At 41.3% G+C, this 11,308-nt stretch carries 7 protein-coding genes; all 7 read left to right on the forward strand.

The window, feature by feature from the left end:
• The first annotated feature begins 62 nt into the window (after positions 1-62).
• The 7 genes from ABDD95_RS07860 to ABDD95_RS07890 all read left to right on the forward strand — a co-directional run bounded on the left by ABDD95_RS07860 (position 63) and on the right by ABDD95_RS07890 (position 11,052).
• Positions 63-1,097: a LacI family DNA-binding transcriptional regulator gene (locus ABDD95_RS07860; protein WP_345951334.1), complete on the forward strand. Its 1,035-nt coding sequence runs from the start codon at positions 63-65 to the stop codon at positions 1,095-1,097.
• A 999-nt stretch (positions 1,098-2,096) separates the two neighbouring features.
• The gene (locus tag ABDD95_RS07865; RefSeq protein WP_345951335.1) at positions 2,097-3,155 is read left to right on the forward strand and encodes a glycoside hydrolase family 88 protein; all 1,059 of its coding nucleotides are present in this window, start codon (positions 2,097-2,099) and stop codon (positions 3,153-3,155) included.
• A 110-nt stretch (positions 3,156-3,265) separates the two neighbouring features.
• The gene (locus tag ABDD95_RS07870) at positions 3,266-5,131 is read left to right on the forward strand and encodes a glycoside hydrolase family 97 N-terminal domain-containing protein (RefSeq protein ID WP_352432932.1); all 1,866 of its coding nucleotides are present in this window, start codon (positions 3,266-3,268) and stop codon (positions 5,129-5,131) included.
• A 26-nt stretch (positions 5,132-5,157) separates the two neighbouring features.
• Entirely contained in the window at positions 5,158-6,060 is a 903-nt protein-coding gene (locus ABDD95_RS07875) for an ROK family protein (RefSeq protein ID WP_345951337.1), read from the forward strand.
• Positions 6,061-6,074: 14 nt separating this feature from the next.
• On the forward strand, positions 6,075-7,313 hold the full coding sequence (fucP, locus tag ABDD95_RS07880) for an L-fucose:H+ symporter permease (RefSeq protein ID WP_345951338.1): 1,239 nt from the start codon (positions 6,075-6,077) through the stop codon (positions 7,311-7,313).
• Positions 7,314-7,426: 113 nt separating this feature from the next.
• Positions 7,427-9,064 (forward strand): glycoside hydrolase 43 family protein, encoded by a 1,638-nt coding sequence (locus ABDD95_RS07885; protein ID WP_345951339.1) that lies wholly within the window; start codon positions 7,427-7,429, stop codon positions 9,062-9,064.
• A 119-nt stretch (positions 9,065-9,183) separates the two neighbouring features.
• Positions 9,184-11,052 carry a glycoside hydrolase family 97 catalytic domain-containing protein gene (locus tag ABDD95_RS07890; RefSeq protein ID WP_345951340.1) on the forward strand — a complete coding sequence of 623 codons (1,869 nt, stop codon included), beginning with the start codon at positions 9,184-9,186 and terminating at the stop codon, positions 11,050-11,052.
• Positions 11,053-11,308 lie beyond the last annotated feature (256 nt).

Here is an 11,308-nt window from a genome sequence, read left to right on the forward strand (position 1 = left end):
GTTTTTCACTTTTCGTAATTTGCGTTTTAAAAATCTCTCGAATACAAGACTGCTGAACGTTGATGATGAAAAAAAAATTATCTATAAAGGATATTGCTGAACAGCTCAATGTATCCAAAACAACAGTGTCTTTTGTCTTGAATGGTAAGGCAGATGAAAACGGTATCAGCAAGGCCATGCAAAAAAAGGTCTTAAAGCATATTGAGAAAGTTGGTTATAGACCTAACAGAATGGCTCAAGGCCTTCGTACCGGCCGCAGTAAAACGATTGGAATATTGATTGAGGATATTTCAGACGCTTTCTTTTCTACAATTGCCAGGCGTTTCGAAGAGATATTAGGGAATAAAGGTTATCGTATTGTTTATGGTAGCACTGAGAATAACACGGAGGTCACAAAAGATCTTATCCAAGTGTTCCGTAACCATCAAGTTGACGGATTTATCATTGCTCCGGCGCCAGGAATTGAACAGGCAGTGCAAGAGCTAATTGATGACAAGATACCAGTTGTATTCTTTGACAGGCCGCTTGCAGAAGTAGACAGCAGTTGTGTTTTGGTTGATAATTTTAAAGGTACTACCCGGGCTATTCAGCATTTTTTGGATAATGATTATCAACATATTGCAATGATTACATTGGCTTCTGACCAAGCGCAGATGAAAGAACGCGAGAGGGGATACCTGGAGTGTATAAAAGAGGCAGGCCGGCAATCCTATGTAATGAAATTGAAATACCATGAACAAAAAGAAAAGACAGTAGCTGATATTGAAGATTATTTGAAAAATAACCCAACTATAGATGCCGTATTTTTTGCAACCAACTATCTGGCCGAGAATGGTCTTGAAGCAATATTGAACCTTGACCTTAAAATTCCACAACAAATAGGTATTATCGTTTTCGACGACGCTAATCTGTTCCGCCTTTTCAAACCTTCAATCACGGCGATATCCCAACCTATTCAAGCTATTTGCGACCAGACCGTTCAACTAATTCTGGAGCAACTGGACAATGATGGTGAGAGTGCCCCAAGAGTTGTCCAATTAGCCACTTCCCTTATAGTTCGTAATTCTACAACTCGCAAGCAAGTTGTAATGCTTTAAATAATCGGGAATTAGCGAGCTTTCATTAGTATCTGTAAATATCATCATAAGTGCTGTTTGTTTAAATACTATGGCATCAACGTGTTTAAGTATTCAGCGTTTACCTGGTTTTAAGCTCTTTTAATTCACTTCCACCCGTTTAACGCTATTCTTTTTAATGCTTAAAAACGTGTGTTTGCAATGAAATAGTTTTGAAGCTTGAATGATGAGGTATGCCAACTCATAATCTTGTTTCTCCGGCTTTTTACAGCATGCACCTTCATAGTTTACAAATGCGCTGATTCCTCCATTCACCAAGTAATGTAAAATCACTTACTCTCCACTTAACTGATTTAGTAATTTACTGACCGCTCAAACTGGAAGACGTTTAAACAAGACATACAGATAAAGGATATAGCTATTGTTAAAAATTCAATTAAAGTGACTTTATTTTAAGAAAAGTGCAGATTAAATTAAATCCGCGCTCTGGATTCCTAATAGATTTCAGAAGCTAATGAATTTTAAGCAAATCAAACCTGTGACATTAACTTAATCGATTTAGTAATTATTTTTGAGCGCGAGCTTCTTTCTATTCTGCGGCTCATGATAACTGAACTTTATAGTTTTTTTGGCAACGCGATTTAAGGACCATGCTTTAAAGATGGCTTGTTAGTAAGCTATCTTATCGTTAAAGGGCCGTCAGAGATAGATTAAAGTGCGCATCTATGAAGACAACGGTTCGGTAATGATAACTGGAGCTTGCTGCTCAATAATAAAATGTTTGCAGGCAGGCGTAATGTAGTTAACATGGCCAAACATTTAGAAATTATAAATAGAAGATTAAGGAATATTACCATGAAATTGGCTATTAAACACATTGCTGTCTTATTTTTAAGTTGTCTATGTTTGGTTTCAAATACCTATGCACAACAACCATTCTCAGCAATCTACAATATAAATTACTGCGCCAGCCAGGCTAATAAAGTACTTAAGCTTATACCGAACGATTCTGAGTTGAATATGCCCCGAAATATTCAAAACGGTCAGAATAAATGGAAATTTACAACCTACCGGGATTGGTGTAGTGGCTTTTGGCCCGGTGAACTTTGGTATTTATATGAAAGCACGCACAATAAAAAATGGCTGTCTGAAGCCGATAAATTTACACGCCATTTAACGCCGATTGCCAGTGAGCCCGGATTTGATCATGATTTGGGTTTTCAGTTGTTCAACAGCTTTGGTAACGGCTACCGTTTAACCAAAAATCCGGAATACAAAGCGGTTATACTTAAGGCAGCAGATTCGTTAGCTACACTATTTAATCCTAAAATCGGAACAATATTATCCTGGCCTCAAAATGTTAAACGTATGGGGTGGCCGCATAATACAATCATCGATAATATGATCAACTTAGAACTGCTGTTTTGGGCATCTAAAAACGGGGGCCCTAAAAGATTATGTGAAATTGCATCTGCCCATGCAAAGACAACTATGAAGAACCATTTCCGGCCAGATTATAGTGCCTATCATGTGGTAGTGTACGATACAATAACCGGAAAGAAAATTAAAGGCATTACACACCAGGGTTATTCAGACAGCAGTATGTGGGCAAGAGGGCAGGCATGGGCCATATATGGATACACGATGTGTTACAGGGAAACTAAAGATCCGCAATTTTTGCATTTTGCACAAAAAGTAGCTGGTATATACCTTGCAAAGCTTCCCGCAGACATGGTGCCATATTGGGATTTTAATGCACCCAATATACCAAACGAGTCTCGTGATGCGTCAGCCGCAGCAATTACTGCGTCTGCTTTACTCGAGCTGTCGACCTTTGTGAAGGATAAAAGCCAGGCCCGCTTATACCGTCAAAAAGCTGAGCAAATGCTAAACGCGTTATCATCAGCTCAATATCAAAGTAGGGATGTAAATTCGGCAGCGCTATTGCATTCCACCGGGCATCATCCTAATGGCTCCGAAATTGATGCATCAATAATCTATGCTGATTATTATTACCTGGAAGCCCTTGTCCGATTAAAGAAACTTCAGGTTGGTAAGCGTTTATGCCAAAATCTATAGTCATGAAGACAAGTCGTTCTTTGCTCTCATGTTGGCTAATACAAGTGTCGCGTAGGGGATTCAACAAGATTACTATAAACAAAGCAGTGGTTACCTGTCTAATACAACTGATGTGTGTGATTTGCACATCGGCCGAAGGACAAACTACGGCCATTCAGCATAATGTATTAAAATCTCCCAACGGAAACCTGCAGATTGACTTTCATCAGACGGGGGATGAAGGGCACCGAAGGATGTACTATTCAGTCAATTTTTATGGAAAAACGGTGATAAAGGAATCCGAACTGGATTTGCGGCTGGATAACAATTTATCTGAAAAGGCAATGGCACTGCAGGTAGATACACATCAAAGATGGTTTGAAAATCTGAAAGTGACCGGGGTTGTAACATCAAGCAAAGATTCTTTGTGGAAACCGGTCTATGGCGAACAAGCCCAAATCAGAGATTGCTACAACGCAGCTACCATAGCGTTTGTTAAAGATGATAATCCGATCTATATAATGTATCTTGAAATTCGTGCTTACGATGAAGGAGCCGCTATTCGCTATCGCTTTTCAGAAAATCCGAAAGGTACATACTATAACATAACCAGTGAAAACACTGAATTTTCGTTACCAGCTGGAACAATGGCCTGGTTTGCCAATTGGGCGCAAGCGCCTTATCAAAAACTACCACTTAAAAATTGGCCTGGCGAAAGTGAACGACCGCTAACACTGGAGTTGCCGGGCGGCATTTATGCTTGTCTCGCAGAAGCGCAGATGGTTGACTATGCACGGGCCAAGTTCCGTTTAAGTAATGATAAGCCTAATACACTCGTTACCTCAATGGCAGGCGAGGCAGCTTTGATTTCTCCTGTAGCTACACCATGGAGAGTCATTATGGTTGCGAACTCACCAGGGGTGTTAATTGAGAATAATAGTTTGCTGCTCAATTTAAACCCTCCTAATCAGATTCAAAACTCGGGGTGGATTAAACCCGGAAAAATTATGCGCGTAATGAATTTGACTACAGCTGAGGCTAAAGCGAACATCGATTTTGCTGCGCAACAAGGTTTACAATACATATTATTTGATTGGAAATGGTATGGCCCGGCGTTCAGTTTCAGCTCGGATGCTACCAAAGTAGCTATCCCTGATTTCGACCTGCCAGGTATTATTCAGTATGGATCTAACAAGGGAATAGGTGTCTGGCTGTATGTTAATCAACAAGCCTTGCTTGCTCAAAGCGATAGCTTATTTACTTATTACAAAAAATGGGGTGTAAAAGGCGTAAAATTTGGTTTTGTACAGGTGGGTTCTCACCGCTGGACGACCTGGCTCGAAAAAGCAATTCACCAAGCCGCCGACCAGCAGATCATGGTGAATATTCATGACGATTGGCGCCCTACCGGAGAGCAACGTACCTGGCCCAATCTAATGACAGCAGAAGGGATTCGTGGAAATGAGGAAATGCCCGACGCTACACATAACACGGTACTGCCGTTTACGCGATATATAGCCGGAGCGGCCGATTATACGATCTGTTACTTTGATAAACGTATTAAAACAACTCATGCCCACCAACTTGCGCTTGCAGCCGTGTATTACAGTCCTATTCAAACATTATTCTGGTACGACAGGCCGTCTCAATACCACGGTGAACCTGAACTTGATTATTGGAAAAAGATTCCTACCAGTTGGGACGAAACTAAAGTTATTGCAGGCTTACCCGGTCAGTATATTGCCACCGCTCGCAGAAGTAAAGATGATTGGTATGTTGGCATCATCACCAATAACGATGCGAGGAAACTCAGCCTTCGATTAGACTTTTTAAATAAAGACAGCCAGTACACGGCTACCATTTACAGTGATGATCCGGGGCTAAATACCACCACGCATGTCAAGGTGCGGACAGTTAGGGTAAATTATAAATCTGTTCTACAAGCTAATTTATTTGCATCAGGAGGAGAAGCAATTTACCTGACACCCTCAAAATAACCGATGCTTTTTTTACTTTTTTGTTAATGAAGATACCAAGCGAAGAGAAGTTCATTATTAGTGCCGACATAGGCGGATCGCACATTACAGTTGCTGTAATTGATTTACTTAATAAAACTATATTAAAAGATACCCGTACGAGACGCCCCGTCAACGCACAAGATTCGGCAGATAGAATTCTTTCGGCATGGTCCGATGCTATTAAAGCGGTATTGACGGTATTTCCGGAAAAAATCATGCGTTTAGCATTAGCCATGCCAGGCCCTTTCAATTATGAAACCGGTGTTTCTTTCATCAAAGGCTTGCATAAGTATGAACTTCTTTACGGGATTAATGTGAAAGAAGGCCTGGCAAGCCTTCTCAAACTGGAACCTGAAAATATCAGGTTTCGTAATGATGCGGAAGCGTTAGTGCATGGCGAGGTAATGGCTGGATCCGGACAGGATTGCTCCCGTTTAATCGGATTTACGCTGGGGACGGGAATGGGATCAGCAGTGAGTATGGCGGGCGTCACAACTGATGCCAATTGGGGAAGCGAGTGTTTTGGTAGCAGTATTGCCGATGATTACTTTTCAACGCGCTGGTTCCTTAAAGCATACTCGCTTTTGGCAGGCGTGAGTTGCAACAATGTAAAGGACTTAGCCGAACTTGCCGACGTTGATAGTAATGCGAGCAGTGTCTTTCTTTCCTTTGCCAGAAGTTTTGCTGCATTTATAACTGATAAGGTAGTTAGCCATCAGCCCCAAAAAGTGCTGATTGGAGGTAACATTGCAAAATCAAAACATTTGTTTTTGAATGAGTTACAAATACAATTAGCGCCATATATAGACCCGAACTTTGTTGTAACAGACCTTTTGGGCGAGGATGCTGCCTTAATTGGTGCTGCATTCACTTTTGAGCATAATCTTCACAACCAATCTAAATCTTAACCACCTGACATTGCATGGAACAAAAAGCGACTTTTACTGAAAGAAGATATCTTATCACTTTCATATTTGTAACATCGTTATTCTTGATGTGGGGATTGCTACATTCAATGAGTGATGTTTTAAATAAACATTTTCAAAATGTACTTCAGCTGTCAAAATCCCAATCTGGTTTAATTCAATTCTCGGTATTTGGTGCCTATTTCGTTATGAGCATTCCTGCCGGCTATTTTTTAAAGAGATTTGGTTATAAGCCTGGAGTCATCCTGGGGTTAAGTCTTTTTGCTATTGGTACCTTTCTGTTTGTGCCGGCAGCCAATGCTGGTTCTTTCGGCTATTTCCGGATTGCCTTATTTGTATTGGGTTGTGGTATGGCAACACTCGAGACAGTAGCTCACCCCTTCGCAGCTGCCTTAGGCGATCAACGTACCAGTGATCAACGCGTGAATCTTTCCCAATTTTTTAATGCAGTAGGTGCAATTGTTGGTCCGCAAATAGGCGAATACTTTTTGTTTCATGCTTCTGGTAACCAAGAAGACCATTTATCTTCCGTAAAAACATTGTATGTCGGTATCGGCTGTGTCATCGTTTTAATTGCATTCGTTTTTTTCTTTCTCCGCATTCCAGTATTAACCGATCCGCACACGGCAGAAGGCACCCATGTTGATCCTGAATCTGTTAATGTTGATATTGAACCCAGGAAGAAGCTGTATGAACACCGCCATTTTGTGTGGGCCGTTATTGCGCAGTTCTTTAACGTTGCTGCTCAGGGCGGCACTTGGGCTTTTTTTATTAACTATGGCCATGAAGTAATGGGCTTAAGTGATGCCACAGCCGTAGGTTATATGAGCATTTTTATGGCGATGATGGCTATTGGCCGGGCTGTAGGCACATTTTTAATGCGGTTTATTGCTCCTAACAAGTTGTTGGCCGCGTTTGCTGTGGGAAGCATTCTCATGTGCCTGATTGTTGCTCAGAAATTGGGATGGGTTTCTTATGTGGCACTTTTCATGATTAATTTCTTTTTCAGTATCATGTTCCCTACCATATTCAGCCTTGGAATCAAGAACCTGGGCAAACAAACCCAGCAAGCCTCCTCATTTATCTCTATGGGTGTAGTAGGCGGAGCTTTTTTCCCGATGCTGATGGGGCTGATTGCTAACCATGATGTGGCAACAGCTTATTACTTGCCAATTGTTTGTTACGCAGTAATCTTTCTTTTTGGCGCAAAGTTCTATCAAGTCAAGCATAAATAATTATTACCAGTGCACCATTTGAAGACCGGCTTGAAAATCATTGATGAACAGAAAGTATATATAGGAACCGAAACTTATAATCAGATCACTAAAACTATTAATAAAGTGCTGCAATGAAATTTTATAAAAAAGCTTTTTTGATCTGTTTTTACTTTTTACCGGGCGTTAATGTGTATTCGCAAGTATCGGAGGTATGGAAAGCAGATAACGGTGATGGAACTTATAAGAACCCTATTATACACGCTGATTACTCGGATCCGGACGCGATCCGTGTAGGTGATGATTACTATATGGTGTCTTCTAGTTTCAACTGTATGCCTGGATTGCCCATTTTGCATTCTCGTGATTTAGTTAACTGGACTATCGTTAATTACGCCTTAAACAAACAAGAGCCTGATGCTGTATATGATTTGCCACAACATGGCAAAGGTGTTTGGGCGCCAGCTATCCGTTACCACAAGGGTGAATATTTCATTTACTACCCTGATCCTGATTACGGTATATTTATGATTAAAACAGCCAATCCTCTATCTAATTGGAGTAAACCAGTTTTGGTGTTAGCTGAGAAGGGCGTTATCGATCCGTGTCCATTATGGGATGAAGATGGAAAAGTTTATCTGGCCGTAGGCTGGGCAGGAAGTAGGGCAGGGGTTAATAGCTTGCTAACGCTTTACGAAATGAATACAACGGGCACCAAGGTTGTTACAGAAGGCAGGCATGTGTTTGATGGCCATGGGTTTAACCATACGGTTGAAGGTCCTAAATTATATAAAAGAAACGGTTATTATTACATATTTGCTCCGGCTGGTGGAGTGGCAACCGGCTGGCAATTGGCACTACGTGCTAAATCCATTTACGGCCCATTTGAACAAAAAGTAGTTTTAGCACAAGGGAAATCTGAGATCAATGGCCCTCATCAAGGTGCTCTTGTGGACACACAAACCGGGGAGTCCTGGTTTCTGCATTTTCAGGATAAAGGCGCTTATGGCAGGGTGGTGCATCTGCAGCCGGTGAAATGGGTGAACAATTGGCCAGTAATGGGCCTTGATGCAGATGGCGACGGTACTGGTGAGCCGGTACTAACTTACAGAAAGCCTAACGTAGGAAGAAGTTACCGTGTTCAAACACCAGTTGAAAATGATGAATTTAATGTCAGCCATATAGGCTTGCAATGGCAATGGCACAGTAATCCTAAAATACAATGGAGTGCACTACTTCCTGGCAGTGGCTATTTGCGCCTTTTCTGTTATCCCCAAATAGCTAATGCCCAAAACTTATGGGATACGCCTAACTTGCTTCTCCAAAAGTTTCCTGCTCCGCGGTTCACGGCCACTGTCAAACTTCAGTTTCAAGTGGAATGGGACGTTTGGCAAAGTAAGAAAGCAGGAATTATAATTATGGGGAATGACTACGCTTATCTGGCAATCTCAAAAGATCAAAAAGGATATAAAATCAGTCAGGTAAAATGCGACCGGGCACTTGAAGGAACTCCAGAAAGTGTTCTTGAAGAGCAACGTATAAGTGGAGCAGCAGCTTTTCTTCGAGTCGAATTGGTTGACGATAAGGGTACTTGTAAGTTTAGTTATAGCGAAGATGGCGTTACATTTAACAACATTGGCAAATTGTTCACTGCTCAACCCGATAAATGGATTGGGGCCAAGGTAGGTTTGTTTAGTGTGTGTCAACCAAATGTACGCGTGGGAGGCTACGCGGACATTGACTGGTTCCGGATTGAGCGAAATGCTCTATAAAAATTTTGATAATTGAAGTGATGATTCCGAAAGCTGCTTGCCCTGAGTGTGTAGATGGCTGTTCATCACTGTTTACCTACAATGTAATGTTTAACTGGAATATTTAAACCTTTTCAAAGATGAAGAATCGATTCTTATTATTGGCGGGCTTACTGTTATTTATGTGCTTTTCCGCGCAAGCACAGGTGCGTAAAGTGAGCAGCTTAAGGTCGCCAAATGGCACAACGCTCATCGAATTGGGAATTCGTGATCAGCAGGACTTGGTTTATCGTATTTCTTTTAACCATAAACCAGCGGTTCTCTGGTCTTTACTTGGCTTGCGTCTTCATAACTACAAAACAGATAAAGTAGTTAATGCTCAACCCGGAAAAACAACTTCGGTACGGTCAAGCTTCCGCTGGCCATTGGGAGAAACCAGTTATGTTGATAACAGTTATAATGCTTTAACACTGCAGTGCAAAACAACGGGAACGCCGTATCAGCTATCTGTACGTGTATATAATGGCAGCATTGCAATACGATACAGGGTTGACTTAAAAAGTGGCTCAACCCGCTTAGAGGAAGAATTGACAGAGTACAATCTGGCCAGCGCCTCAACAGTTTATCAATATCATGAAGAATCACTCTTCAGACCGCTCAAGTTAGACTCTTTAACAGGCATCTGTGATCAGCCGGCTACCCTTGTTCAAAAAAGTGGTTTATACCTTTCTATAGGTGAAGCAGATAACCGGAATTATACCAAATGTGTTTTCGTCCATGGTAAGGATAAGAACAGTTTGAAACTCCAATTTTATACGGACACCGTTGGGCGTGATAAGCAAGTCACTATAGACACAGCGGTTACGTTTGATAAAAGTTTATTATCCCCTTGGCGTACTATTAGTATGTCAACAAATGCTGTAGGCCTGCACAATTTTAGTCAATTAAATTTAAAGTTGGTCGAGCCGTCTAATACCAATCTTGAAAACATCAGGCCGGGCAAAGTCTTTAGAGTACCTATCAGTACAGAAGGCGCCTTGGAAGGCGTGGATTTCGCTGCGAAAATGAATTTTCAGTATATTATGTTAGATGCTGGATGGTACGGCGCAGAATTCAGAACCACTTCCGATCCTACACAACCTATACCAACAGTAAACATACCTAAAATTACAAACTACGCCCGTTCAAAAGATATTGGTGTAATTCTTTATGTTAATTACGTTGGACTCAAAGCTAAGTTAGATACCATCTTACCGCTGTTCAAAAAATGGGGAGTAAGTGGGATGAAGTTTGGTTTTATTGATGGAGGAACGCAACAGGGTTTAGCATGGCTAGATCAGGCTGTTAAAAAAGTGAATGACTATGGGTTTGTGCTGAATGTTCATGACCATTATAAACCAACCGGAACAAGCAGGCGTTACCCTTACCATTTAAGTCAGGAGGGTATCCGCGGAGATGAGAACAGTCCGGACGCATTCCATAACATGGTCTTGCCATTTACCCGGTTCCTGGCTGGCCCGGCTGATTTTACTTTTTGTTTCCCTAACGCCAAAAGCGACTTTGCTAAGAATTTAAAGGTTAGCAAAGGCCAGCAACTGGCACTTACTGTGGTTTACTTTGACCCGTTGCAAGCTATTTTTTGGTATGGAAAGGCAGGTGATTATCAGGATGAAAAGGAGATAGAGTTTTTTAAATATGTTCCAACCGTTTGGGATGATAGCAAATACCTTGATGGTAAGATTGGCGAGTACATCAGCGTTGCCCGACGTAAAGGCGAAACCTGGTACATGGGCAATGCCGCCGGTCTGATTGCATGGAGGTCGAGTATACCACTGAGCTTTTTGACGCCCCGTAAAGAATATATAGCTACTATTTATGAAGATGACGAAAAGAAAGGAATCTTAAAAAGAGAGGTTACAGTTACCAGCCAGTCACAACTTGATATCAATCTTAAAGCTAAAGGTGGTCAGGCCCTTATCATCAGGCCAAAAATCAGAGAAACCCGATGATAGAGTAATCTGTTTATAACGAAGTTATGAAATTGATCAGCTTTATGCATGCGATCGTAAAATCATCCGGTTACTAATCAGATAACTCACAATGTATTCTACTAAATGCAAGCTGTTCGTTAAAAATGAGGGCGCTTGGATTTTTAAGATAACGGTGGACAAAGCATAGGCTAATAATAGCGAAGATGTTAGCAGTGAACCTTCTGCCAACTGAATGATACCAACAGGAATTTCAAAATGGGTCCCAAGTGGTACA

It is taken from the genome of Mucilaginibacter sp. PAMB04274 (assembly GCF_039634385.2).
GTDB lineage: Bacteria > Bacteroidota > Bacteroidia > Sphingobacteriales > Sphingobacteriaceae > Mucilaginibacter.

Excerpts from the sequence above, each read along its gene's own strand:
- ABDD95_RS07860 (WP_345951334.1), top strand. The coding sequence starts at position 63 with ATGATGAAAAAAAAATTATCTATAAAGGATATTGCTGAACAGCTCAAT.
- ABDD95_RS07865 (WP_345951335.1), top strand. The coding sequence starts at position 2,097 with ATGCCCCGAAATATTCAAAACGGTCAGAATAAATGGAAATTTACAACC.
- ABDD95_RS07870 (WP_352432932.1), top strand. The coding sequence starts at position 3,266 with ATGTGTGTGATTTGCACATCGGCCGAAGGACAAACTACGGCCATTCAG.
- ABDD95_RS07875 (WP_345951337.1), top strand. The coding sequence starts at position 5,158 with ATGAAGATACCAAGCGAAGAGAAGTTCATTATTAGTGCCGACATAGGC.
- fucP (WP_345951338.1), top strand. The coding sequence starts at position 6,075 with ATGGAACAAAAAGCGACTTTTACTGAAAGAAGATATCTTATCACTTTC.
- ABDD95_RS07885 (WP_345951339.1), top strand. The coding sequence starts at position 7,427 with ATGAAATTTTATAAAAAAGCTTTTTTGATCTGTTTTTACTTTTTACCG.
- ABDD95_RS07890 (WP_345951340.1), top strand. The coding sequence starts at position 9,184 with ATGAAGAATCGATTCTTATTATTGGCGGGCTTACTGTTATTTATGTGC.